Annotated in this window: 23 protein-coding genes; 9 read left to right on the top strand and 14 right to left on the bottom strand. The window is 60.9% G+C overall.

Annotated features, from left to right (window positions below; translation table 11 throughout):
• Positions 1-46: 46 nt before the first annotated feature.
• The 9 genes from K3752_RS07785 to K3752_RS07745 all read right to left on the bottom strand — a co-directional run bounded on the left by K3752_RS07785 (position 47) and on the right by K3752_RS07745 (position 10,626).
• Positions 47-502, bottom strand: a complete 456-nt coding sequence (locus K3752_RS07785) for a cytochrome c-type biogenesis protein (RefSeq protein WP_170338745.1) — start codon at positions 500-502, stop codon at positions 47-49.
• On the bottom strand, positions 499-2,463 hold the full coding sequence (locus K3752_RS07780) for a heme lyase CcmF/NrfE family subunit (RefSeq protein WP_260066275.1): 1,965 nt from the start codon (positions 2,461-2,463) through the stop codon (positions 499-501). Before K3752_RS07780 ends, K3752_RS07785 begins: the two co-directional genes overlap by 4 nt.
• Before the next feature lie 75 nt (positions 2,464-2,538).
• A complete protein-coding gene (locus K3752_RS07775; RefSeq protein WP_260065994.1) occupies positions 2,539-3,117 on the bottom strand; it encodes a holin family protein in 579 nt (192 codons plus the stop codon).
• Positions 3,108-3,719: a holin-associated N-acetylmuramidase gene (locus tag K3752_RS07770; RefSeq protein WP_260065992.1), complete on the bottom strand. Its 612-nt coding sequence runs from the start codon at positions 3,717-3,719 to the stop codon at positions 3,108-3,110. Before K3752_RS07770 ends, K3752_RS07775 begins: the two co-directional genes overlap by 10 nt.
• A 138-nt stretch (positions 3,720-3,857) precedes the next feature.
• Positions 3,858-4,304 (bottom strand): cytochrome c maturation protein CcmE, encoded by a 447-nt coding sequence (gene ccmE, locus K3752_RS07765; RefSeq protein ID WP_170338751.1) that lies wholly within the window; start codon positions 4,302-4,304, stop codon positions 3,858-3,860.
• 7 nt (positions 4,305-4,311) lie between these two features.
• On the bottom strand, positions 4,312-5,340 hold the full coding sequence (argC, locus tag K3752_RS07760; protein WP_260065989.1) for an N-acetyl-gamma-glutamyl-phosphate reductase: 1,029 nt from the start codon (positions 5,338-5,340) through the stop codon (positions 4,312-4,314).
• Positions 5,341-5,433: 93 nt separating this feature from the next.
• Positions 5,434-6,243, bottom strand: coding sequence for a glutamate racemase (locus tag K3752_RS07755; RefSeq protein WP_170357695.1), 810 nt, complete (start codon positions 6,241-6,243; stop codon positions 5,434-5,436).
• Between the two features lie 8 nt (positions 6,244-6,251).
• Positions 6,252-7,130, bottom strand: coding sequence for a lysophospholipid acyltransferase family protein (locus tag K3752_RS07750; protein ID WP_260065986.1), 879 nt, complete (start codon positions 7,128-7,130; stop codon positions 6,252-6,254).
• Between the two features lie 76 nt (positions 7,131-7,206).
• The gene (locus tag K3752_RS07745) at positions 7,207-10,626 is read right to left on the bottom strand and encodes an indolepyruvate ferredoxin oxidoreductase family protein (protein ID WP_260065984.1); all 3,420 of its coding nucleotides are present in this window, start codon (positions 10,624-10,626) and stop codon (positions 7,207-7,209) included.
• 169 nt (positions 10,627-10,795) lie between these two features.
• Between K3752_RS07745 and K3752_RS07740 the strand changes: the two genes are divergently transcribed.
• The 5 genes from K3752_RS07740 (at position 10,796) to grxD (ending at position 17,702) form a co-directional block, all read left to right on the top strand.
• The gene (locus K3752_RS07740) at positions 10,796-11,704 is read left to right on the top strand and encodes a LysR family transcriptional regulator (protein ID WP_170432817.1); all 909 of its coding nucleotides are present in this window, start codon (positions 10,796-10,798) and stop codon (positions 11,702-11,704) included.
• A 268-nt stretch (positions 11,705-11,972) separates the two neighbouring features.
• Positions 11,973-14,225 (top strand): mechanosensitive ion channel family protein, encoded by a 2,253-nt coding sequence (locus K3752_RS07735; protein WP_170523884.1) that lies wholly within the window; start codon positions 11,973-11,975, stop codon positions 14,223-14,225.
• A 196-nt stretch (positions 14,226-14,421) separates the two neighbouring features.
• Positions 14,422-16,581 (top strand): phosphoribosylformylglycinamidine synthase subunit PurL, encoded by a 2,160-nt coding sequence (gene purL, locus K3752_RS07730; protein WP_260065981.1) that lies wholly within the window; start codon positions 14,422-14,424, stop codon positions 16,579-16,581.
• Between the two features lie 139 nt (positions 16,582-16,720).
• Positions 16,721-16,957 carry a BolA/IbaG family iron-sulfur metabolism protein gene (locus K3752_RS07725; RefSeq protein ID WP_093961963.1) on the top strand — a complete coding sequence of 79 codons (237 nt, stop codon included), beginning with the start codon at positions 16,721-16,723 and terminating at the stop codon, positions 16,955-16,957.
• Positions 16,958-17,339: 382 nt separating this feature from the next.
• Positions 17,340-17,702, top strand: coding sequence for a Grx4 family monothiol glutaredoxin (gene grxD, locus K3752_RS07720; protein WP_170338767.1), 363 nt, complete (start codon positions 17,340-17,342; stop codon positions 17,700-17,702).
• A gap of 8 nt (positions 17,703-17,710) precedes the next feature.
• Here the strand turns inward: grxD and K3752_RS07715 are convergent, their stop codons facing one another.
• From K3752_RS07715 to K3752_RS07705, 3 genes are read right to left on the bottom strand one after another with little or no spacing between them, the layout of a single operon-like run.
• Entirely contained in the window at positions 17,711-18,058 is a 348-nt protein-coding gene (locus tag K3752_RS07715; protein WP_170371133.1) for an MliC family protein, read from the bottom strand.
• Entirely contained in the window at positions 18,055-18,450 is a 396-nt protein-coding gene (locus K3752_RS07710; RefSeq protein WP_170339348.1) for a cell division protein ZapA, read from the bottom strand. The genes K3752_RS07715 and K3752_RS07710 overlap by 4 nt, the downstream gene beginning before the upstream one ends.
• Complete coding sequence (locus K3752_RS07705; RefSeq protein WP_260065977.1) at positions 18,450-19,136, bottom strand: hypothetical protein; 687 nt, start codon at positions 19,134-19,136, stop codon at positions 18,450-18,452. The genes K3752_RS07710 and K3752_RS07705 overlap by 1 nt, the downstream gene beginning before the upstream one ends.
• A 235-nt stretch (positions 19,137-19,371) precedes the next feature.
• Here K3752_RS07705 and tkt point away from each other — a divergent pair, with 235 nt between their 5' ends.
• Positions 19,372-21,393 carry a transketolase gene (gene tkt / locus K3752_RS07700; RefSeq protein ID WP_260065976.1) on the top strand — a complete coding sequence of 674 codons (2,022 nt, stop codon included), beginning with the start codon at positions 19,372-19,374 and terminating at the stop codon, positions 21,391-21,393.
• Between the two features lie 57 nt (positions 21,394-21,450).
• On the opposite strand, the gene K3752_RS07695 is transcribed toward tkt, so the two are convergent.
• Positions 21,451-22,422 (bottom strand): DUF808 domain-containing protein, encoded by a 972-nt coding sequence (locus tag K3752_RS07695; protein WP_260065974.1) that lies wholly within the window; start codon positions 22,420-22,422, stop codon positions 21,451-21,453.
• A 182-nt stretch (positions 22,423-22,604) separates the two neighbouring features.
• Here K3752_RS07695 and gap (K3752_RS07690) point away from each other — a divergent pair, with 182 nt between their 5' ends.
• The 3 genes from gap (K3752_RS07690) to gap (K3752_RS07680) all read left to right on the top strand — a co-directional run bounded on the left by gap (K3752_RS07690) (position 22,605) and on the right by gap (K3752_RS07680) (position 24,918).
• On the top strand, positions 22,605-23,606 hold the full coding sequence (gene gap / locus K3752_RS07690) for a type I glyceraldehyde-3-phosphate dehydrogenase (RefSeq protein WP_260065972.1): 1,002 nt from the start codon (positions 22,605-22,607) through the stop codon (positions 23,604-23,606).
• 71 nt (positions 23,607-23,677) lie between these two features.
• Entirely contained in the window at positions 23,678-23,821 is a 144-nt protein-coding gene (locus tag K3752_RS07685; protein WP_170338780.1) for a hypothetical protein, read from the top strand.
• 92 nt (positions 23,822-23,913) lie between these two features.
• The gene (gap, locus tag K3752_RS07680; protein WP_260065969.1) at positions 23,914-24,918 is read left to right on the top strand and encodes a type I glyceraldehyde-3-phosphate dehydrogenase; all 1,005 of its coding nucleotides are present in this window, start codon (positions 23,914-23,916) and stop codon (positions 24,916-24,918) included.
• Here the strand turns inward: gap (K3752_RS07680) and coaD are convergent.
• Complete coding sequence (coaD, locus tag K3752_RS07675) at positions 24,910-25,401, bottom strand: pantetheine-phosphate adenylyltransferase (RefSeq protein WP_093961954.1); 492 nt, start codon at positions 25,399-25,401, stop codon at positions 24,910-24,912. The genes gap (K3752_RS07680) and coaD overlap by 9 nt on opposite strands.
• Between the last annotated feature and the right edge of the window lie 2 nt (positions 25,402-25,403).

Here is a 25,403-nt window from a genome sequence, read left to right as displayed (position 1 = left end):
CCGAACCCTGACGCAAATGCCGCGCAAGGGAAAGGCAAACCGCACGTCAGTCTTCAAGAATCCGGCGCAGGCGCTCTTTCTCGTCGTCACTCAATCCGTCTACGGCGGAGGTCTCGTCAACCCGCGCACGACCGCGCAGGAAGTTCCACCCCAGACCCGCCGCAATCAACAGCATGGCCGGCCCTGCCAGCCACAACAGAAGGTTCGCCCCCGTGGTCGTGGGTTTGAGCAGCACGTATTCTCCGTAGCGGTCGACGATATAGGCAACCGCTTCTTCATCGGTGTCGCCCGCGACCAGCCGTTCGCGCAGCAAAATGCGCAGGTCACGGGCCAGTTCCGCGTTGCTTTCGTCGATGCTTTCGTTTCGACAGACCAGACAACGCAGGCCCGTACTGATGTCTCGTGCTCGGGCTTCGAGCGCCGGATCCTCCAGGACTTCATCCGGCTGGACCGCCATCAGCGGCGATGCCAGCAACAACAACAAAACGATCAGACGTTTCATTCCGCAGGTACCCCGCTTACCGGGGCCTTGCGCGCGCCTGCGGCCACCCGGAAGCGGCGGTCGGACAAGCTGAACAATCCGCCCAGAGCCATCAGAATGCAGCCTCCCCAAATCCAATTCGCAAGAGGTTTGATGTAAGTACGCATGACCCAGCCGCCATCGTCCTGCTGATCCCCGATGACCACGTAGACATCACGCAGAAAACGGTAGTCAATCGCAGCCTCGGTCGTGGGCATGGCGGCCACCGGATAGGTGCGTTTTTCCGGGTTCAGCGTAGCTATATCCCGACCATCTTTTTGAACCTGCACGTCGGCCATGGTGGAGAAATAGTTTGGCCCCTCAACCTCGCGCACACCGTCCAGAGTGAACGAGAAACCGCCCACGTCGAAGGTTTCCCCGATACGCGCAACACGGATGTCCTCGACCTCCCAGGCGGTCAGGCCGGCAATCGCAAAGATCGTGACCCCCAGACCGGTATGGGCGATCGCCTTGCCCCAATCCGCACCCGGCAGACGCATCAGACGCCGGAAGCCGCCGGTGCGGCCTGTGCGGCTCCACAGATCGACTGCGGCGCCGAAGGTGATCCATGCGCCAAGGAACAAACCAACCGGCCCGAGCGCGCTGCGGCCCGTCTGCAGCACCCAAACCAGTACGGCCAGCGAAACGGCCAGAACAAAGGCATAGCGCAGCTGCCATGCGACGCGGCCCAGCCTGCCGCGCTTCCACGGCAGCATCGAGCCCAGCGGCAATGCAATGCCCAGCACCACCATGAACGGCGTGAAGGCCGCGTTGAAGAACGGTGCCCCGACCGAAAGCTTTCGGTCGAACATCATCTCGGCCACCATCGGCCACAGGGTCCCGAAGAACACGACAAAACTGCTGACGGCAAGCAGGATATTGTTCAGCACCAATGCGCTTTCACGGCTGACCATTCCAAACAGCCCCTTGGCCTCCATCGCCTGCGCCCTGGCGGCGAACAGGATCAGCGCTCCGCCGATGAACGCCACCAGAATGAACAGGATGAATACACCACGCTCAGGGTCGTTTGCGAAGGCGTGAACCGACGTCAAAAGGCCCGAGCGCACGATGAAGGTTCCGATCAGCGAAAAGCCAAAAGCGATGATCGCCAGCAGAATGGTCCAGCTTTTCAGGGCTTCGCGCTTTTCGACCACGATGGCCGAGTGCAACAGGGCGGCGGCCAGAAGCCACGGCATGAAAGACGCGTTTTCCACAGGATCCCAAAACCAGAATCCGCCCCAACCCAGTTCGTAATAGGCCCACCAGGATCCCAACGCGATGCCGATGGTCAGGAATATCCAGGCTGCCAAGGTCCACGGTCGAACCCAACGACCCCACGCCGCGTCCACCCGCCCCTCGATCAAGGCAGCGACGGCAAAGCTGAATGCCATGCTCAGGCCCACATATCCAAGGTACAGAAACGGCGGATGGAAAGCCAAGCCGGGGTCCTGCAGCAAGGGGTTCAGATCGCGGCCGTCAAACGGCGCCACGGGAAGCCTGTCAAACGGGTTCGACGTAAACAGAATGAAGGCGTAGAACGCCACCCCGATTGCGGCCTGCATCGCCAAGACACGGGCCTTGAGCGTGGGTGGCAAACCCTGGCCAAAAAGCGCGGCCGTCGCGCCAAAAAGCGCCACGATCAATACCCACAACAGCATCGAGCCTTCGTGGTTTCCCCAAGTTCCGCTGATCTTATACAGCATCGGCTTCAGAGAGTGGCTGTTTTCCACCACGATCCGCAGCGAGAAATCCGAGGTCGCAAAGGCCCACACCAGCGCAGCGAAGGCAAATCCTGTCAGAAGACATTGCGCAATAGCCGCGGGCTCCGAGAACAGCATCCATGACGGCCAGCGTTTTGCGGCGCCGATCAATGGCACGACTGTCTGAACTATGGCCACCATGAAGGCCAGGATAAGGGCGAAATGTCCAAGCTCGGTAATCATGGGCACGGGTATAATCCCGCGCCCGGGCAAGCGCCAATCACTTTCGCCGCAATCAGGCGCACATAGTGTCGCGGGTCAGGCGCGCTGCAGACGCCGCCAGTCCTCCAGCGCCGGGTTGTGATCGGGGATGATCACCTGGGCCGTCAGTTCCGCATCCGGCCCCGGATCGGCGGCTCCCGGACTGTCCGCTCGCATCTCGTGAAGAGCTTGCAAGTTAGCCATGACCTGTGGCGCCCGCATCATCGTAACTGAGATATCACGCTGAAGGTCCTGAACCTTCGCTTGGTGCCGCGCTCCGAAATAGAACGACACGATGACGCCCAGTAGCCACCACAGCGGCTCGGGCACCAGTGCAATTCCCTGCATCCGCGCCGCAAACCAAAGTGGATCGACCATCGCGGCCACGAACAATCCCAATGTCCCCAGCGCCAATGCAGGCCTTGGCAACCGATTCAAACCGTCCATGAAACGGTCAAACCCGCCTTTGCGGGGAACCTCGAATTCCGCGCCGAACTGGTTCATCGCCTGTCCGCGCAGCGCAACAGCGCGTTCCGCACCGGCCTCCGAGTTCTCGCGAAACACCTCCGCAGTTTCGCGCACCACGTTGCGTCCACCCCCGAACAGAAGGTCAAAAACACCTGCGATCAGTCCCATGCGGCTATCCTTTGCTGAAACTCGGCCATGCTCAGGTGATAGGGCGGAGATAGAAACTCCTCGGCCCGGCGGATCCACCCCCCTTTCCCACCGTTGTGGCTGCGCACGTATTTGCGCAAGGCCGGACGTCGGTCAGCCAGCCGGAAATAGTAGTTCCTTCGTGCCACCCCATACGCGTCGCGCAACACCACCGGATCGGGTTTTGCGGCCAGATCGCACGCCCCAGCCGTTCGCGGCCCCAAAACGCCATCCACGGCGAGCGAAAATCCCATCTGCACCAAAAGACGCTGCAGGATGCGCACCGCCTGTCCGCCCGCATTCACGTACATATCGAACAGCGTCGGCTGCAGCGCGTCGGGCACCCGTGCCAAACCAGGCTTTTGAAAGTAATGCGTGATGAAAATCGCGACAGCCTGATCCCGGCCAAGCGCCATCACGTCACGACGATCGACAGTGCCGTCACGCGTCAGGTCAAGGCCCAACCGTCGCATCGTGTGGATTGTGACACCGTATTTCGTGGCCCCTCCGGGGTCGTCCGGATCATCGACGAAGCCGCCCTCGCGGGCTATGATCTTGTTGGCAATCTGCTGAACCGACTGCATGCCGCACCTCTGTGTTCCATTGCGGCATACGGTCCGGTGAAATCCTTAAATCCATGAAATGAAGAAGGGCGCTGCACGACCAGATCACGCAACGCCCTTCAATACTCATTCAGCCCGCCTACTGATGACTGTACTGCCTCAGCTGTCTGCCGGCTCTTCGTAGACGCCCTGCTCCTTCAAGGCATCTATGACCTCTTTCGGCATATAGGTCTCATCGTGTTTTGCCAGAATTTCAGTGGCTTGGAACACACCATCAACGTAGCTTCCGGTGCCGACCATCCCCTGACCCTCGGAGAACAGATCAGGCAAGACACCGGTGAAGGCCACCTTCACGCTCTCACCTCCGTCGGTGACGGTGAACCGTACGGTTTCACCCTGCCCGCGTACGATCGAGCCTTCTTCGACCAAGCCACCGATGCGAAACACCTCGTTCGGCGCCGGCGGTTCGGCGATCACCTGGCTGGGCGAGCGGAAATAGTTGATCCCGTCTCGCATGGCATAGCCGATCAGGCCCGTCGCCAGGGCCAAAGCCACAAAAGCCAACAGAATGATCTGTACACGACGACGTTTCTTCAGCGTCTTCATCTCGCCCTCATGGGAACAGTGGGGCCATCATAAGCCCCGTCGTTTCGGGTTCACCTAACATCAGGTTTGCGTTCTGCAAGGCCTGCCCACTGCTACCTTTTGTCAGGTTATCCAGCGCCGCAATCACGATGGCACGCCGTTCGATCCTGTCAGCAACGACGCCGATGTGGCAGAAGTTCGATCCGCGCACATGGTGGGTCGAAGGTGTGTCGCCAAAGGGCAGCATCTGAATGAAAGGCTCGTCTAAATAGGCTGCACACAGCGTTTCATAAACGCTCTGCGGATCACCCTTCACATACGAGGTCGCCAGAATGCCCCGGTTCGCGGGGATCAGGTGCGGCGTAAACTGGATGTGAACCGCGCGGCCCGCCAGTTTCGAGAACTCCTGATCGAACTCGCCCAGATGCCGGTGGGTACCGCCGACGGCATAAGCGTTGGTGCCCTCGCTCAGTTCGGCGTGCAGAAGGTTCTCTTTCAGCGCACGCCCCGCCCCGGAGACAGCGCATTTCAGATCAAGAATGATGTCATCCAGGTCGATAACACCGGCCGCGATCAACGGCCGCAGCACGTACTGCCCCGTGGCAGCATTGCACCCGGTGCCAGCCACCAGCCGCGCAGCGCGGATATCCTCACGGTAGAACTCACTCAGTCCGTAGACAGCCTCATCCTGATGCGTGAGTGCGGCATGCGGATTGCCGTACCATTTCTCGTATTCATCGGGGTCGGCCAGCCGGAAATCCGCTGACAAATCAACGATTTTGAGGTCGGAGGGCAAATCCCGGATGACCTCCTGGCTGGTCTTGTGCGGCAGCGCGCAAAAGCACAGGTCGATCTGTCCAAAGTCAATCTGCTCAATCTTGCACAGACGCGGCAAATCCAGATGGCGCAGATGCGGAAACACTTCTGCCATGGTCTGCCCGGCCTTGCGCTCGGCCGCCAGGGCGGTGATTTCCATGTTCGGGTGCTCGGCGATCAGCCGCACCAGTTCGGCACCGGTATAGCCCGAAGCGCCCAGGATTGCGATTTTGTGGGTCATGTCAGACCTCGTAGATTTATGTGACACGTCTGGCACCCGCCGACATGACAGGTACCGAATAAATTCATGACAGGGGCCGGTCCTTGACCTAAGTCAGGCGGCCTTGAAGGTGATCTGTCGTCGGAGAAATTGCGTTGCCCGGTCACTGACCTTCTGCGGATTGCCTGTGGTCAGGTAACCCGCCTCACCCCCGCCTAGCATATCCGGATGCCGCTGGAGATAATCCGCAAGGCTTTCGGCCACCAGGTCGCCTTGGCTGAACACTTGCACGTCCGGTCCCAACGCCGCCTGAAAGGCTTCGGCCATCAAGGGGTAATGGGTGCAGCCCAAGATCGCAGCCTGCGGTTGCGGCATCTTGCGCTTCAACGCGTCCACATGGCTCCGCACAAGGGCTTCGGCCAGGATCATGTCACCGTCCTCGATGGCATCGACCACGCCACCGCAGGCCTGCGCCTCAACATCGACGCCGATGGCGCGGAACGCCAGTTCACGCTGAAACGCGCGGCTTGCCACGGTTGCCGGCGTGGCAAACAGAGCCACATGTTTGACCGCCACTTCGCGCGGGGGGCTGTTGTCGCCCCACTGGCGCTCGGTCAGCGCCTCGATCAGCGGCACGAACACACCCAGCACGCGCTTGCCCTGCGGCACGCCCTCTTCCTGCATCCGCCGAAGCGCCGCGGCGCTGGCTGTGTTGCAGGCCAGAATCACCAGATCGCAGCCGCGCGACCACAGGTCCTGCACCGCGTTTCGGGTCAGGTTGTAGATATCCTCGGCGTCGCGCACGCCATACGGCGCGTGCGCGCTGTCCGCGTAATACAGGAAATCCACCTCCGGCAGACGTGTCTGCGCGGCGTTCAGGACGGTCAGCCCGCCCAATCCGGAATCAAAGATGCCTACTGCCATTTGCCCCTTCAGGCGCGATGCCGTTCCTCGAATTCATAGCCATAGTCATACGACTTCAGCGGCTTCGGAGACAGCTCATACGTGGCTTTGCGCAAGAAATCCATCATCTTGCGCGTATCGCCGGCCAATGGGTCCAGAACGTCGCGACCGATGGGCTGCCCCACGACCACATCCACTGGGGTATCGACACGCTTTTTGAACTCTTTGATCAGCAAACCCATGCGCAGCGTCACATGCAGATGGCTGGCGATCTGGAACAGGCGTGAGGTGTGCCCATCAAAGAACAAAGGCACCACGGCGGCATTTGACTTGGCTACCATCCGCGCGGTGAAACCGCGCCAGCCCGGGTCCATCGGGTGCGCGAAGGGTTGGGCCGCCGTGCTGACCGTGCCACCGGGAAAAATCCCGATTGCCCCACCCTGCCCCAGATAATCCAGGGCGGTTTTTCGGGTTTGCAGGTTCAGCCGCATCGCCTCTTTGGACTGATCGAAGGAGATCGGCAGGATGATCCGGTTCAGATCCTCGGCCTTGTGGAACACATGATTGGCCAGAATCCGGAAATCTCCGCGGGTCTGGGACAGCACATGCCCCATCATCAGCCCATCAAGAATCCCGTAGGGGTGGTTGGCGATCAGGATCAGCGGGCCGTCCTTGGGGATGTTTGACAACGCCCCGCCCACCACGTTCAGGCTCAGCCCGTAGCGTTCGACCATGACCGACCAGAAATCACGGCCATTGGCGACCTCGCGCTCGTAACCATCCGCGCGCCGGATCAGACGCAGCCGACCGGTCGTGTTCTCCATCAGTTTGATGACCATGCGCCCACCCCGCGTTTCAGCAGAATGGGCGTAGGAAATGTCCCGAGCGACTTGGCGACGTGATTTCATCACGGGTCTCCGGTGTGGCCGTCATCGGACGGCGCGGACGGGAACCCTACCGCGCCTCCATGACACCGATATGACGTTACTCGGCCGCGGCCCGCGTCTCGGTCCCTCCTTGCCGGATTACGGCCAGAAGTTCCTCGCGCCGCTTGGCGGCCTTGGCTTCGTTGGCGGCCAATACCGGACCGAAACCGCGGATGTCCAGCGGCAACCGCGCCAGCGCGACAATCGCATCTCGGGTGTTGTCATCCAGCTTGGGCAGAACCTCTTTCATGTCCGTCTCATACTGACGGATCAAGGCCCGTTCCATCCGGCGCTCGGCGGTATAGCCGAAGATGTCCAGCGGAGTGCCGCGCAGTCCCTTCAGCTTTGCCAGAACCTTCATCGGCCCCAGCAGCCATTCGCCGAACTGCCGCTTGCGCGGACGCCCGTCCGGCCCTTTGCCCCCCAGGATCGGCGGCGCCAAGTGGAAGGTCATCTTGATGTCGCCGTCAAATTCGGCGGCAGCCTTGTCGCGGCTGTCCAGCAGCAGGCGGGCCACCTCGTATTCGTCCTTGTAGGACAACAGCTTGTGATACCCACGCGCGACGGCATCCCGGACCTTCGGGTCTTCGATCGACTCGACCAGCTTGAGATAGCGTTTTGACAATCGTTTACCCTGATAGGCCACCAGATGATCGGCACGGAAGGCGATGGCCTGCTCGGGCGTCTTGGGCAACTCGGTCACCGAGGGGGTCACGATGCGCGCCACCTCATCGGGGTGTAGAACCGCCCAGCGGCCTACCTCGAAGGCGCGCTTGTTGCGCTCGACCGCGGCGCCGTTCAGCTCGATCGCGGCCATGATCGCCTCGTGGCTGACCGGCAGCAGACCGCGCTGCCACGCCGCCCCGAACACCATCATGTTGGAATAGATCGAATCGCCCATCACCGCGCGCGCCAGCTCGGTCGCGTCGAACAGGGCCAGCCCGTCCTTCAGCCGCGCTTCCAGCGCCAGTTCCAGTCGATCGACCGGGATCTGGAATTCGGTGTTGCGGGTGAAGTCGCCGGTGATGATCTCGTGGCTGTTGACCACCGCGCCGGTCTGACCAGTGCGCGTCAGACCCAGCGTCTTGGCCCCGGCCGACACCACGAGGTCGCCGCCTATCAGCGCATGCGCCTCGCCTGTAGCCACGCGGATGGCGCTGATGTCCTCGGGCTTGTTGGCCAGGCGACAGTGGATATGCACCGCGCCCCCCTTCTGCGCCAACCCGGCCATTTCCATCATGCCCGCGCCTTTGCCGTCGATCTGCGCGGCCTGCGCCAGAACCGCCCCGATGGTCACGACGCCGGTGCCGCCGACGCCCGTGATGACCACGTTATGCGTGCCCTCGATCCGCGGCAGAACCGGCTGCGGCAGATGCGGGATGTCGATCTCGGTGGTGGCTTCCTTGCGGATCTTGGCGCCTTCCAGTGTGACGAAGGACGGGCAAAACCCGTTGAGGCACGAGAAATCCTTGTTGCAGCTGGACTGGTCGATCGCCCGCTTTCGTCCCAGCTCGGTTTCCTTGGGCACGATCGAGACACAGTTCGACTGCACCCCGCAATCGCCGCAGCCTTCGCAGATGTCCGAGTTGATGAAGACGCGCTTGTCCGGGTCCGGGAAGGTGCCGCGCTTACGGCGGCGGCGTTTCTCGGCGGCGCAGGTCTGGACGTAGACGATGACCGACACGCCTTCGATCTCACGGAACTTGTTCTGAACCGCCATCAGCTCGGCCCGTTCGTGCGTTTCCACGTCGCCGGGCAGCGCCTTGAAGTTCACGTCTTCCTTTTCGTCATAGACGACGGCCACATGCTGGACGCCCATGGCCTTGACCTCACGCACGATGCGCTCGGCGGTCAGATGGCCCTCGTTCTCCTGCCCGCCGGTCATGGCGACCGCGTCGTTGAACAGGATCTTGAAGGTGATGTTGGTTTCGGCCGCCAGCGCCGCCCGGATCGCCTGAACGCCCGAGTGGTTGTAGGTGCCATCGCCCAGGTTCTGGAACACGTGTTTCGTGGTCGAGAACGGCGCCTCACCGATCCAGTTGGCGCCTTCGCCGCCCATCTGGGTAAAGCCGGTGGTCTCGCGATCCATCCACTGCACCATGTAGTGACAGCCGATGCCGGCATAGGCCCGGCTGCCCTCCGGCACTTTGGTCGAGCTATTATGCGGACAGCCCGAGCAGAAATAGGGCAGCCGCGTCGCGATCTCTTGCGCGTTGTCGTTGCGCCGCGCTTCCTGCAGGCTGGCCAGCCCTGCGCGGATTCCGTCGGTTTCGCGGCCTTCCTCAATGAGGATCTCGCCGAGCTTCTCGGCGATCATGATTGGGTCAAGCGCGCCACGGGTCGGGAACAGCTCTTCCCGGTGCAGCGTGCCTGCCCCGCCCTTGTACCAGCCGTACACGCGACGTCCGCGACGATCGTCGAAGATCGCTTCTTTGACCTGCACTTCGATCAGCTTGCGCTTTTCTTCGACGATGATGATCAGGTCCAGCCCCTCGGCCCAATCGTGGAACCCCTTCATGTCCAGTGGGAAGGTCTGACCGATCTTGTAGGTGGTGATCCCCAACCGTTCGGCCTCGGCCTCGTCGATGTTCAGCAGCGACATGGCGTGGACCAGGTCCAGCCAGTTCTTGCCCGCCGCGGCAATGCCAATCTTGGCGCCCGGCTTGCCCCAGACCCGCCGGTCCATCCGGTTGGCGTGCGAGAACACCTCCGCCGCGAACCGCTTGTAGTCGATGATCCGCGCCTCCTGCAGGTGCGGCGTGTCGCCCAGCCGAATGTTTAGCCCGCCCTCAGGCATGTCGAATTCCGGCGTCACCAGTTGCATCCGATCGGGCCGGCCATCCACGACCGAGGTCACCTCGATCGTGTCCTTCATCGTCTTGAGCCCGACCCAGACCCCGGCAAACCGGCTGAGGGCAAAGCCGTAGATTCCATAGTCGAGGATTTCCTGCACTCCGGCCGGGCTGACCACGGGCATGTACATGTCGACCAGCGACCATTCCGATTGGTGCAGCACGGTCGAGCTTTCGCCCGTGTGATCGTCGCCCATCGCCATCAGCACGCCGCCATGCTTGGCGCTGCCGGCCATGTTGGCGTGGCGCATCACGTCACCGGACCGGTCCACGCCCGGACCCTTGCCGTACCACAGGCCGAACACGCCGTCATATTTTCCATCGCCGCGCAAACCCGCCTGCTGGCTGCCCCACAGGGCTGTGGCGGCCAGGTCCTCGTTCAGACCGTATTGAAAGGTCACATCGCACTCGGCCAATTGCTTTTCGGCGCGCGACATTTGAAGATCGACCGCACCCAGCGGAGACCCCCGGTATCCGGTGACCAGACCGGCAGTGTTTAGACCGGCGGCGGTATCGCGTGCCTTCTGCATCATCATCAGACGAACAAGCGCCTGCGTACCATTCAAAAGCACCGGGCTTTTGGTCAGATCGAAACGATCATTGAGCGAAATCTTTGGCTGACTCATCAGACGCCTCCCCACGTCGGAATAGTGTGCTGCATTTGACGTCATTTTAGGTCATAATTTCTGACCTGTATACAAAATTCCCCCTGTTCTGTAACGATTTCCCCGTTTGAATATGGAATTTGTTACCTCTTTCATATAGGGCTGCCAAAGGATAACGAAAGTTGCGACGATGAATTGGGACAAGCTCAGAATATTTCACGCGGTAGCTGACGCCGGCAGCCTGACGCATGCCGGAGACAAGCTGAATCTGTCCCAATCCGCCGTCAGCCGTCAGGTTCGCGCACTTGAGGAATCGCTGGGTGCCACACTGTTCCATCGCCACGCCCGCGGTCTGATTCTAACGGAACAGGGCGAGCTTCTGTTCGATGCAACAACGGCCATGTCCAAGCGTCTGGACGCTGCTGCGGCGCGAATCCGCGACAGCGAGGATGAGGTCTTTGGAGTCCTGCGGGTCACCACGACTTTTGGCTTCGGGACCCTGTGGCTGGCGCCACGCCTGCCCAAGCTGTATGAGCAGTATCCGGACCTGAATATCGACCTGATGCTCGAAGAACGCGTGCTGGATCTTCCGATGCGCGAAGCGGATGTCGCTATCCGGATGAAGGAACCCAGTCAGGCCGATCTTGTCCGCAAGCGTCTGATGACCGTTCGAATGATGTTGTACGCGACCAAGAACTATCTGGATTCGCACGGTGGCGCGCCCCAGACGCTGGAGGATATTTCGAAACACCGCCTGATCTGTCAGACCCCCGCCGCACCCCAGGTTGGCGTTGGCGCGTCGATGGTCAGTCACCTTATGACCTACGAACCCAGCTCACTGCTGACGGTGAACAACTACTTTGGTGTTCTGCAGGGTGTCCTCAATGACCTCGGAATTGGCGTCCTGCCCGACTACGTGACCGAGGATTTCCCTGACCTGGTCCCGATCCTCTCCGACATCGAGACGGCGAATGTGCCGGTATATTTGGCCTATCCTGAAGAACTGAGGCACTCAAAACGGGTCGCAGCGTTCCGAGATTTTGTTCAGGATGAAATCATTGCGCATCGCAAGCAGCTGAAACATCTGGGAAAACTGTAGCTATGCACTCGCGGCATAGCGGACATGCCCTCAATGCGCCCAAAAAACCTTGATCGTTCACAGAGTGATCCTTAAATGAGCACTCGAAGGCGATGATGCTGAAACGCTCATCATCTTCATACCTCCCTGTTGGACTACGGCCGAGCTTAGTGCTCGGCCTTTTTTTTGCCTGCACCCCGGTGCGCGGTGCCAAATCGTTTGGAATTATTTTGCCAACGGGCCTATGATCGCGAAAAACCATAATATTTCGTGTTCGAGGACAAAGTTTATGACCAGCCTACTCCGCCTGTTTTTGATGGCGTTGGTATCCGTCACGTTCCTGGCCCGGCCAAGCATGGCCCAGAGCACCAGCGAACCCACCACCAGCCATGTGACCATCCCCGAAGATCTGACCCCCGAACAGGTCGACGATCTGGTGGCGAGAATGTCTGACGATCAAGTCCGGGCCATTTTGCTGGAACGGCTTGATGCGGTCGCGGCGAAACAGGCCGAAACGCAGACATCCCGTAAGGGGCTGCTGCAAACGATTTCATCCTCGGCGGGCGACATGGCTGCGTCTTGGCTGGATGTCATCCGCAAGGTTCCGCTGCTGGTTTCGGCGCAGGTCGAAGCCTTCAGCAATTTCGGAAACAAGTTTGGCGCAAGCGGTCTGGCAACCCTGTTCGGGTTCACCTTCCTGGCGCTTGCAATCGGGTATGCCGCAGAAACGGCGGTTGGCCTTTGGACCCGCCGTTGGATCAAAGTCGTCGATGGGGATGCCTCGACCAACCTAAAAGGCGCCGTAGTCTTTCTGTTCAAGCGCTTCTGCGTCGAGTTTCTGGGGCTGCTTGTCTTTTATTACACGCTGGTTTTCGTCGGGCGTCGATTGCTTGACGAACAGCAAATTGCCCAAGCGGCACCCTTCGTATTCTTCCTGATCTGGTTCCCCCGCCTGGGAGCCGCGATTTCCCGCTTCATTCTGGCCCCGAAGCAGAGCAACCTGCGACTTGTCAACGTGAATGACAAATGGGCTAAATACCTGCATCGGAACCTGATCGGCCTGTTCCTGCTGATCGGGTTCACCCTGTTCATCCTGGATTTCAATGCGATGAATGGCGTGATGCCGGGTGAATCGCGCCTTGGTTTCTGGCTGAACACCGCCATCCACATCTATGTCGGCGTCATCGCCTGGACGGCCCGCAACGGTCTGACCGACATGATGCGTGGTTCCGATCCGGATCGTACGCATTTCGACGAAGAAGTCGCCCGCTACTACCCGTATTTTGCGATCGCCGTGTCGGCGGGTACCTGGCTTTTGGTCGAGTTTCTCGCCGCACAGCGTAATCCGGCCGTGTTTGCCCTTCTGGCCGAAGGCGCGCATTTCGTCACGATGTTCTGGCTGCTGATCGCACCGGCGCTCGACACGCTGATCCGAGGGCTGACCCGGCACCTGCTGCCTCCGATGATGGGCGATGGTCCGATCGCGGAACGTGCCTACAAATCGACCAAACGCAGCTACATCCGCATCGGACGCGTTCTGGCCGGCATTCTGGTCATTCTGATGATTGCGGATGCCTGGAATCTGGACCTGCAGGATATTGCGGGCGGGGACTCGGAAACCGGTAGCAAACTGGTTCAGTTCTTCATCATCATCGCAATCGGCTACATCCTGAACGAGGTGGTCTCGCTCTGGATCAACCGCCGGCTTGCCAAAGAGCAGACCGCTTCGGAGCAGAGCCCCGATGAGGAAGCCGGCGAAGGCGGCGGTGCCGGCGGCTCGCGCCTTGCCACGGTTCTACCGTTGCTGCGCGTGACCGCGCAGGTGGCCATCGCGGTCATCTTTGCCCTACTGGCGCTGGGCGCGCTGGGCCTGGACATCACGCCGCTTCTGGCTGGTGCCGGTATCCTGGGTCTGGCTATCGGCTTTGGTGCTCAGAAACTGGTTTCGGACATCGTGGGCGGGATTTTCTTCCTGATCGACGATGCTTTCCGAGTGGGTGAATATGTCGATGTGGGTGGCACCACCGGCACGGTGGAAAAGATCTCGATCCGCTCGATGCAACTGCGCCACCATCGCGGCCCGGTGCACACCATTCCCTATGGCGAGATCCAGAAGCTGACCAACTACAGCCGCGACTGGGTCATCATGAAGCTGAAATTCACCGTGCCCTTCGACACCGATCCGAACAAGGTCAAGAAGATCTTCAAGAAGATCGGCGCCGAGATGATGGAGGACCCGCTCCACAAGGATGGCTTCCTGCAGCCGTTCAAATCGCAGGGCGTGTTCGACTTTGACGATGTCGGCATGATCATCCGCGGCAAGTTCATGGCCAAGCCCGGCAAGCAGTTCACCCTGCGCAAGGAGATCTTCAACCGGGTCAAGGCCGCCTTCAAGGAGAACGGGATCGACTTTGCCCGCCGCGAGGTACGCGTTGCCATCCCCGGGTTGGAAGAGGCCGAAAACCTGAGCGAACAACAGAAAGCGGCGATCGGCGCGGCCGCGGCCGACGCGGTGAACAAGAAGGAAGAGCCGCCTCAATAACGGCGGCGGGACAGTGACGCGCGCGCTGCTGTCCCCGTCCTTCCGGTGGTGCGACCTGCATTTCCCGGTCGCAGATCGCTGCATTTTTCCAGCAAATAGCGGGTTCCTGTTCGCTGCGCGCTCTTGACCCTTTCCCAAATCGCCCGGTTGCCCTAAAAGGCCCGCAATCCCGGCCACCTTGGAAACAGGACACACGATGCAAGAGCCCGCCATCACACCGGATCTGATTGCCGCACACGGGTTGAAACCCGAAGAATACGACATGATCCTCGAGATTATCGGGCGCGAGCCGACCTTTACCGAGCTCGGCATCTTCTCGGCCATGTGGAACGAGCACTGCTCCTACAAATCCTCGAAGAAATGGCTGCGCACTCTGCCCACCTCGGGCACTCAGGTGATCTGCGGCCCGGGTGAAAACGCCGGCGTGGTCGATATCGGCGACGGGCAGGCCGTGGTCTTCAAGATGGAAAGCCACAACCACCCCTCGTACATCGAACCCTATCAAGGCGCGGCAACCGGCGTGGGCGGCATTCTGCGCGACGTGTTCACCATGGGTGCGCGCCCCATCGCGGCAATGAACGCGCTATCGTTCGGCGAACCCGACCACCCCAAGACCCGCCAGTTGGTCAACGGCGTGGTCGAAGGCATCGGTGGCTACGGCAACTGTTTCGGCGTGCCGACCGTGGGCGGTGAAGTTCGGTTCCACCCGGCCTACAATGGCAACTGCCTCGTGAACGCCTTTGCCGCCGGGCTGGCCGATGCCGACAAGATCTTCTACTCGGCCGCGTCGGGCGTGAGCATGCCCGTTGTCTATCTGGGCGCCAAGACCGGCCGCGACGGCGTGGGCGGTGCCACCATGGCCTCGGCGGAATTCGACGACACGATCGAAGAAAAGCGCCCAACCGTGCAGGTCGGTGACCCCTTCACCGAAAAACGCCTGATGGAGGCGACGCTGGAGCTGATGCAGACCGGCGCCGTGATCTCGATTCAGGACATGGGCGCGGCAGGCCTGACCTGCTCGGCCGTCGAGATGGGCGACAAGGGCGGGCTGGGTGTCCGGCTGGACCTGGAAAACGTGCCCCAGCGCGAAGAGAACATGACCGCCTACGAGATGATGCTGTCCGAGTCCCAGGAACGCATGCTGATGGTGCTGAAGCCCGAGCTCGAGGCCGAAGCCCGCGCCGTGTTCGAGAAATGGGATCTGGATTTCGCCATCGTCGGTGAGACCATCGCCGAAGACCGGTTCCTGATCATGCACAACGGCGAAATCAAGGCCGACCTGCCGCTGTCGAAACTGGCGTCAACGGCACCGGAATACGACCGCCCCTGGGTCCCCACCCCGGCGGCCGAAGACCTGGGCGAGGTACCGCAGGTCGACCCGATCGACGGGCTGCGTGCGCTGATCTCGTCGCCCAACTACGCAAGCAAGCACTGGGTCTATGAGCAATACGACACCATGGTGATGGCTGACACGGCGCGTACGCCCGGTGTTGGTGCAGGCATGGTGCGCGTACATGGCACCGACAAGGTGCTGGCCTTCACTTCGGACGTGACCCCGCGATACGTGCGCGCCAACCCCGAGGAAGGCGGCAAGCAAGCCGTGGCCGAAGCCTATCGCAACCTGACCGCCGTGGGTGCCAAGCCGCTGGCCACAACCGACAACCTGAATTTCGGCAACCCCGAAAAGCCCGAGATCATGGGCCAGTTCGTCGGTGCCATCCAAGGCATCGGCGCCGCCGTGGCCGCGCTGGATATGCCGATCGTCTCGGGCAACGTGTCGCTCTACAACGAAACCGACGGTCAGGCGATCCTGCCCACACCGACCATCGGTGCCGTCGGCCTTTTGCAGCACGCCGACGAAATCATCGGCACCGAGGTTCGCGAAGGGCATGTTGCGCTGGTGATCGGTGAAACCAAAGGACATCTGGGCCAATCCGCCCTGCTGGCCGAGGTCTTCAACCGCGAAGAAGGCGACGCCCCGCATGTGGATCTGGATGCTGAAAAGCGCAACGGCGACTTCATCCGGGCCAATCGCGAGATGATCAAGGCCTGTACTGACCTGAGCGATGGCGGCATTGCACTGGCTGCCTTCGAACTGGCCGAAGCCGCGGGCGTGGGTGTGCATCTTGATGACGCCCCGACCGAGTTCCTGTTCGGTGAGGATCAGGGCCGTTACCTGGTGGCCTGCAACTTCGATCAGGCCGAAGCGCTGATGATTGCGGCGGGCCAGGCGGGCGTGCCGCTGGTTTCGGTCGGGCGCTTTACCGGAGAAACCGTGCGGATCGGAGCGTCCGAAACTCCTCTGAGTGAACTCTCAGCGATGTATCGCAGCAGTTTTGCCGAAGCTGTCGCCTGAGCACGACGACGCTGAACCATGCTCGGATCCTGCGCTGTTCGATCAGCGCGGGATCTGACTTTTCCAAGGGCGCTGCGCACCCTTGCGCGGGCTTCGGCATCGCTCTACATCTTTGAAAAGACCTTCAGGAGTATCTTAAATGCCAATGAGCGCCCACGAAATCGAACATCTGCTGCGCGAAGCCTTTCCGAATGCGGAAATCCAGGTCGGCGGCACCGATGGCGTACACATGTCCGCTATGGTCGTGGACGAAAGCTTTCGCGGGAAGAACAGGGTCCAGCAGCAGCGCGCGGTCTATGCGGCGCTGAAGGGCAAGATGGACGGCCCGGATGGCGAGCTGCACGCGCTGGCGTTGACCACGAAAGTACCCGAGTGATGAGGCTGACGGCGGCCAGTGCCATGCTCACTCTGGTGATGGCACGCGCTGCCTTGTGCATTCCGATGGCATCCGACAATTCGGTCACGTGACATGATCGGTTGGGTTGTTTGGATCGGGATATGTGTCGGCGGGCTGGTAGTTGCCGAGGCTCTGCTCGAAGCCTATCTGAAACGGAACAGAACAAGATGATTGTCGGATATACGCCCCGACCCCAACGCTTTGAAACGCAGACCGTGGGAAGCCGACGGCGTGACAAAAGTCAATGTAATCGACGAGGTTCATGCGATGAACCAGCGTACTGAACCAAGAAACTGGTGGCGCAGCCGCCGATCGAAATGACCGCCCGACAGACGGACGAACGCAAACAAGGAAACGCGAAATGACCGACGTTAAGACCCAGATCGACGAGACCGTCAAAAGCAACGATGTGGTGCTGTACATGAAAGGCACCAAAGAAATGCCGCAGTGCGGATTTTCATCTCGGGTGGCCGGTGTTCTGAACTATATGGGTGTCGAATACACCGACGTGAACGTACTGGCGGACGAGGAAATCCGCCAGGGCATCAAGGACTATTCGGACTGGCCGACCGTGCCTCAACTCTACGTCAAAGGCGAATTTGTGGGTGGTTGTGATATCATCACGGAAATGACCCTGTCAGGAGAGCTGGACACGCTGTTCGATGAAAACGGTGTCGCCTACAACAAGGAAGCCGCCGACAAAATCCGCGAGGCAAACGCCTGATCAGCCGCTCAGCGGCTGACACAGTCTTTCAAAATATCGGTTTCGTCGGTGGCTCCGGCCGCCGCGAAACTGACCATCGCGTTCCAGCCTTTCGACCGCAGGGTATACGTCCCCTGCCCGTTCACCGACTCGTAACGGATACCCGAGCCGCTCTGGACTTGGCGCAACGCAATCAACTGACCATCGACGATCATCGCCGCAGCCCCTTCACCGTCGGAGGGGTTGAAGTATGTCACGGGCAGCTCAACGCCATTTTCGCAGGTGAAGGTCACAGATAGGATGTCAATCTGTGCCAATGCCGGGCCCGAGACCGCCCCGACCAACGCCGCCAGGCACAAACTCCGCAAATGTGTCATCTCGCGTTCTTCTCTTCGATCACCGAGGCCAGCGCCTCGGCTCGTGCCGCCATCTCTGCAAGTGTGTCGGTAACCGAGGGCGGGACAACGGCCACTTCGATCCGTTCTGGTTCTGGCGCGGGCGCACTGCGCATACGCTCCAATTCGCCTTCAACTTCGGCCAGCTTCGCCTCGAGTGTCTTGATGCGATCCTCGGTGGCCGCCGCTTTGTCGGCCAGCATAAGCCCCGCCATCAACAGCATCCGCGACTCGGGCATACGGCCAATCTGGTCGGCCATCACCTGGGCCTCATCATCCAGCATCTTCGCGGCTGCGTGCAGAAACGGTTCCTCGCCGTCCTGGCAGGAAACCTCAAATCCGCGCCCGCCAATATGAATGGTAACCTCGGGCATTACTCTACCTCTCCTTCGGCCAGGTTGGCATGGGTCAGCAATGGCTCGAGCCGCGCCAGAACCGCGTGAGCCTCGGCCGCGTCGGTGGCGCGGGCGGCCCGGGTGGCCTCCAGCTCGGCCACGGTTGCCTTGTTCAGAAGCTCGGCATCGGGAACGCCGTCCTCAGCAGCCTTGCGCAACTCGTCGACCGCTTCGCGCAATTGGTCATTTGCCTTGCGCAAGCGCTGAAGGTCGTCATCCAGCCGCGACATGGCGGCGCCGTGGCTGGCGCGTTCGGCCCGCAACATTTCCAGTTCGGCATTCAATTCGGAGATACGCTCGGAATCCTCCAGCTGCCGCCGCATTTCGGAGATCTCGGCCTTCAGCGCTGAAACTTCGTCCTGGTTTTCCAGCGCGGCCTTGGCTTCGGACAGTTCGGCACGCGCGGCCTCGACGGTGGCCAGTTTCGCATTGGACTCGCCCAACTGGGCGCGCAATGCGTCGATTTCCTGATCATGCCGCTCCCTCAGAGACTTCAGGCGCTCTTCCAATTGCGCATTGGCCAGCTTTTCCTCGTCCAGAGCGGCGCGCAATTGTCCATCTTCGCTGCCCGAGACCGGACCCGCCGATTGCAACGCCTCGATCCCGGTGCCAATCCGATCCATCGCGGCCATGATGCGTCGCTGTAAGTCTTCGATCTGGCTCATTGCCCCTGTCACCTCTTTACCAAGGTTCGTTCTGTTTTTCCGATGGCCGAATCAATACGGCTCGTACCGGTGCTTAGTCTAACGGAATGTTCGCCAAAATACCCACTCTTTGCTTTCAAAGGCTTGAGCAACACTCTTGAAGCGATGGCAATGCGCCGCGCCGGGTTCCGCTTGCACTTTGGGGGGTGGATGGTATTCAGCCCGCAATCTGCCGTAATCCAAAGGAACAACACCCGTGGACCTGACTGCGCTGCGCAATGCCAACCCTGAACACTGGGCGAAGGCTGCGGCCATTCGCACCCTGACCCTTGATGCTGTCGCCGCCGCCAATTCCGGCCATTCCGGAATGCCGATGGGCATGGCCGATGTCGCGACCGTGTTGTTTGAAAAACACCTGAAATTCGACGCCTCGGCCCCAAACTGGCCTGACCGCGACCGGTTCATCCTGTCGGCTGGCCATGGCTCGATGCTGATCTATTCCCTGCTCTACCTGACGGGCTACAGCGCAGTTACTCTGGACGAGATCAAGAACTTCCGCCAACTGGGTGCGAAAACCGCCGGCCACCCGGAAAACTTCCTGATTGATGGCGTCGAAACCACCACTGGTCCTCTTGGGCAAGGAATTGCCAATGCCGTCGGATTTGCGATGGCCGAAGAAATCCAGCGGGCCCATTACGGCAAAAAGGTTGTCGACCACTACACCTATGTGATCGCCGGTGACGGCTGCCTGATGGAAGGTGTCAGCCAGGAGGCCATCACCCTGGCTGGTCGGCACGAGCTGAGCAAGCTGATCGTGTTCTGGGACAACAACAACATCACCATCGACGGGACCGTGGACATTGCCGACCGCACTGATCAGGTGCGCCGGTTCGCCGCTTCGGGCTGGCATGTGATCGAGATTGACGGCCACGACCCCAAGGCCATCGATGCGGCGATTGTGCAGGCAAAAGCGTCGAAGAAACCGACCATGATCGCCTGCGAAAGCCATATCGCGCTGGGTCATGCCGCGCAGGATACCTCGAAAGGTCACGGCGCATTGACGGATGCCGAACAGCTGCAGGCCGCCAAGGATGCATATGGCTGGCCGCACGGGCCGTTCGAAATTCCGACCGAGGTGAAATCCGCGTGGGAAGCAATCGGCGCGCGTGGCGCAATGGAACGGAAGGCGTGGGAAGAGCGGTTTGCCCAACTGTCCGAGCGCAAACAGGCCGAGTTCAACCGCGCTTATGCTTTCGAGGCGCCGAAGAAGCTGGCCGGCGCCATCCGTGCCTTCAAAAAGCAGGTTTCCGAGGATCAACCCAAGCTGGCCACCCGCGCCTCGTCGGAAAAGGTGCTGAACGTCGTAAACCCGATCATGACCGAGACGGTCGGCGGTTCGGCGGACCTGACCGGGTCGAACAACACCAAATCAGCCGATATGGGCGTATTCCTTCCTGAAAACCGCAAGGGCCGCTATATCCACTACGGCATCCGTGAACACGGCATGGCCGCGGCGATGAACGGCATGGCGCTGCATGGTGGCATCCGCCCCTATGGCGGCACTTTCATGGCCTTCACCGACTATGCGCGCCCGTCGATGCGTTTGGCCGCGCTGATGAAGATCCCCAGCGTTTTCGTGATGACCCATGACTCGATCGGTCTGGGCGAAGACGGCCCGACGCACCAGCCGGTCGAGCATCTGGCGATCTCGCGCGCAACGCCGAATACCTATGTGTTCCGCCCTGCCGACACCGTCGAAACCGCCGAGGCCTGGGAACTGGCGCTGACCTTCAAGGACAGCCCCTCGGTTCTGTCGCTGACCCGCCAGGGCGTGCCGACCGTGCGCACCCAGCACAAGACCAAGAACCTGACCGCCCAGGGCGCCTATGTTCTGGCCGAGGCCGAGGGCAAGCGTCAGGCGATCCTGATCGCGACCGGGTCCGAGGTGTCGCTGGCCATGGAGGCCAAGGCGATACTCGAGGCCGAAGGGATCGGCACACGCGTCGTTTCGATGCCCTGCATGGAGCTGTTCGCCGAGCAGGACGAAGCCTATCGCAAGAAGGTCCTGCCCCCCGGCCCCGTCCGCGTCGGCATTGAGGCCGCCGTCCGTGCCGGCGGCTGGGACCGCTGGCTGCTGGGCGAGCGTGGCCGCGAGGCCAAGGCCGGTTTCATCGGCATGTCGGGCTTTGGCGCGTCCGCTCCCGCAGGCGAACTGTACAAGCATTTCGGCATCACCGCCGAGGCGACGGTTGCCAAGGTCAAGGAATTGCTGGGCTGATCCAGCCGATCCGAGCAATCAAAGGGCGGCCATCGTGCCGCCCTTTTCTTTTGGACCTCAATGGTCGGCTGTCTGCTCTACCTTTTTGGGCCACAGCGGTGCGATGACCTTGGTCGCCAACGGGATCAGAACGAACCCCCAGGCCAGCCCGAACACGCCGTCCATCGCAGCCTTGCTGATCCACTCCACCGCGCCAGCCCATTGATCGGACACGGCATGACCGGCCGCATAAGCCCAATCGTGGATGTGGTGGCCGAGCCAGCCAAAGCCCAGCACCTCGAGTCCATGGATCATGATCGAGCCGCCAACCCACAGCATCGCCGCCGTGCCCACGACCGACAGTGTCTTCATGACCTTTGGCATCGCCTTGACCAGCCCGCGACCCAGCCCGCGGCCAATCGGTGTCGGCGCGTTCTTTGCCAGATAAAGACCGACATCGTCCATTTTTACGATCAACGCGACCGAGCCATAGACGGCAACCGTGACACCGATCCCCACAACCGCCAGCGTCGCCGCCTGCATCCAGACATTCGGCGCCTCGATGGCAGAAAGAGCGATGGTCATGATCTCGGCCGACAGGATGAAGTCGGTCTTGATCGCGCCCTTGATCTTCTGCTCCTCCAGATGACCCGGATCACGGACGTTCATGTCTTCTTCGATCACGTGGCTTCCATGCGGAAACAGCACGTGAAAAATCTTCTCGGCGCCCTCGAAGCACAGGTATGACCCACCGATCATCAGCAAGGGCGTTATTAGCCACGGCGCGAAATTCGCCAGCAACAGCGCCACCGGCAGCAGCAGAATGACCTTGTTGAACATCGACCCGCGCGCGATGCGCCAGATGATCGGCAACTCGCGTGCCGGAGCAAACCCTTGGACGTATTTCGGCGTGACGGCCGCGTCGTCGATGATCACGCCCGCTGTCTTGGCCCCCGCCTTGCCGGCCGCCGCCGCAACATCGTCGACCGAGGCCGCCGCCACTTTGGCGATTCCCGCCACATCGTCCAACAGGGCCAGCAAACCGCTCATGCCGCATCCTTTCCGTTCATCCGTCGCACTTTGGACCCTAACCGATCCGACAGCTAGCGCAAGCGTTAGCGCAACCACGCAAAGTTTGCGCTAACACATTGCAAATATGGTATTTTCTATCTTTTTAGATGGACCGATCATCGCTATATCGCCCGGAACACAAGCGGATTTGGAGACGTCACATGACCATCAAGGTCGGCATCAATGGTTTTGGCCGCATCGGCCGCTGTACCCTGTCGCACATTGCCGCGTCAGGCCGCAACGACATCGAAGTGATCAAGGTCAACGCCACCGGGCCGCTTGAAACCTCGGCGCATCTGCTGAAATACGACAGCATCCACGGCCGCTTTCCACGCGATGTCTCGATCAGCGGCAACACGATGGACCTGGGTCGCGGGCCTATGCAGATGTTCTCGACCTACGACATGAACGAGCTGGACTGGGAAGGCTGTGACGTTGTTTTGGAATGCACCGGCAAGTTCAACGACGGGCTGAAGGCCAAAACACACCTTGAACGTGGCGCGCAAAAGGTTCTGCTGTCGGCTCCGGGCAAGAACGTCGACAAGACGATCGTGTTCGGCGTCAACCACAACAGCCTGACCGCCAACGACAGGATGGTGTCGAATGGCTCGTGCACCACGAATTGCCTTGCCCCGCTTGCCAAGGTTCTGGACGAAGGCATCGGCATTGAAAACGGCATCATGACCACGATCCACGCCTATACCGGCGACCAGCCCACGCTGGACCGCCGCCACGGCGACCTGTACCGCGCCCGCGCCGCCGCCATGTCTATGATCCCCACAAGCACCGGCGCTGCCAAGGCGCTGGGCGAGGTTCTGCCGAACCTCAAGGGGCGTCTGGACGGCTCGGCCATTCGCGTGCCCACGCCGAACGTGTCGGCCGTCGACCTGACCTTCCGCGCCGCGCGCGAGGTCACCGTCGGCGAGGTCAACGCCATCGTCGCCGAGGCCGCCAAGGGGCCGATGCAGCGCGTTCTGGGCTATGAACCCGCCCCCCTGGTGTCGACCGATTTCAACCACACCGAAGAAAGCTCGATCTTCGCGCCCGACCAGACCCGCGTCGTGGACGGCCGCATGGTCCGCGTGCTGGCCTGGTACGACAACGAATGGGGCTTCTCGGTGCGCATGGCCGATGTAGCCGTCGCCATGGGACGGCTTAACTGATCTCATCAAGACCGCTTGAACCGCGTCGCCCGCTCAGGTTATCTGGGCGGGCTTTTTTGTTCGGAGCAGCAATGACAAACCAAATCGCGATCTGGCTGGGAGTTCTCATCCTTGGCGGTCTGATGCTGGATTTCGCGCTGTTTGGAACCGAGCATCTCCTGTTCCTCGGCAAGAAGTTCTACGACTTTCTAGACTGGGTCGCGTTCTGGCGCTGACAGAGGTTTTGCTTGACATTTTCGCCTGACTGCCTTTGTTAGCGCTAACTGATTTCAATCGCGGCTTAGCGGCCATTTAGACGGAGCGCGACATGACACTCAAACTTGCTATCAACGGATTTGGACGGATCGGGCGCGGTGTCCTGCGCGGCCTGATGGAAAGCGGTCGTACGGATGTGCAGATCGTCGCGATCAACGACCTCGCCAAGCCGGAAATGAATGCGCATCTGTTCGAGTTCGACAGCGTGCATGGCCGCTACGCCAAACCGGTCACCCTGAGCGAGGCCGGGCTGAACGTAGGCGCCGGCCCGATCCGGTTGACCAGCGAGCGCGACCCCGAGGCGCTTGATTGGTCGGACGTCGACGTGGTTCTGGAATGCACCGGCGTGTTCCGCACGCGCGAAGCTGCATCTCGCCATTTCAAGAACGGCGCGAAAAAGGTTCTGATCTCGGCGCCGGCGCGCGGGGATGGCGAGGTTAAAACCGTGGTGTTCGGCGTGAACGACCACGATCTGACCGCCGCCGACACCGTGGTTTCCAACGCATCCTGCACCACCAACTGCCTGTCGCCGGTCGCTGCCGCGCTGGATGCGGGCCTGGGTATCGTGCACGGCAATATGACCACGGTGCACGCCTATACCGCCAGCCAACCGGTGCATGACACCGCCGGCAAAGACCCGTACCTGTCGCGCGCGGCGGCCCTATCGATGATCCCGACCACCACCGGTGCGGCCTCGGCCGTGGGGCTGGTTCTGCCGCAACTGCAGGGCAAACTGACCGGTCAGGCGATCCGGGTTCCCACCCCGAATGTCTCGGTCGTCGACTTGGTGGTCGAGGTATCGCACCCCACCACCGAAGACGAGGTCAACGCCCTGTTCACCGAGGCCGCGGCCAAGATCCCGACCGTTCTGGCCGCGGAAACCCGCCCGTTGATCTCGATCGATTTCAACCACGATTCCCACAGCTCGACCGTGTCGCTGGCCGAAACCAAGGTGACCGACGGCACGCTGGTCCGTGTTCTGGCCTGGTATGACAACGAGTGGGGTTTCTCGAACCGGATGCTGGACACCGCTGCCGCGATGGGCGCCCTAGCCTAACCGCTCTTTCAGCGCGATATTGACCTGGGGCGTGACGAATTTCGACACGTCCCCGCCCAGCCGGGCGATTTCCTTGACCAGTTTCGAGGCGATCGCCTGGTGTCGGGCTTCGGCCATCAGGAACACGGTCTCGATCGAATCGTCGAGCGCCCGGTTCATCCCAACCATCTGAAATTCATATTCGAAATCGGCAACAGCACGCAGGCCGCGTACGATGATCTGCGCCCCTACGTCCCGGGCGCAGTCTATCAGCAGGTTTTCGAACGGATGCGCAACAATTTCGGTGCCGGTCTGTTCGGTCAGGTAGGCGCATTCCGCCTCGATCATGGCCACCCGCTCTTCGAGCGAGAACAGCGGACCCTTGTCGCGGTTGATCGCGACGCCGATCACCAGCTTGTCGACCAGCATGGCTGCCCGGCGGATGATATCGATATGACCCATGGTGATGGGGTCAAAGGTTCCCGGATATAATCCAACCCGCATCG

It is taken from the genome of Ruegeria sp. B32 (assembly GCF_025141855.1).
Taxonomy (GTDB): domain Bacteria; phylum Pseudomonadota; class Alphaproteobacteria; order Rhodobacterales; family Rhodobacteraceae; genus Ruegeria; species Ruegeria arenilitoris.
The sequence above is the reverse complement of the archived record's forward strand: the minus strand, read 5'-3'. Positions and strand labels throughout refer to the sequence as shown.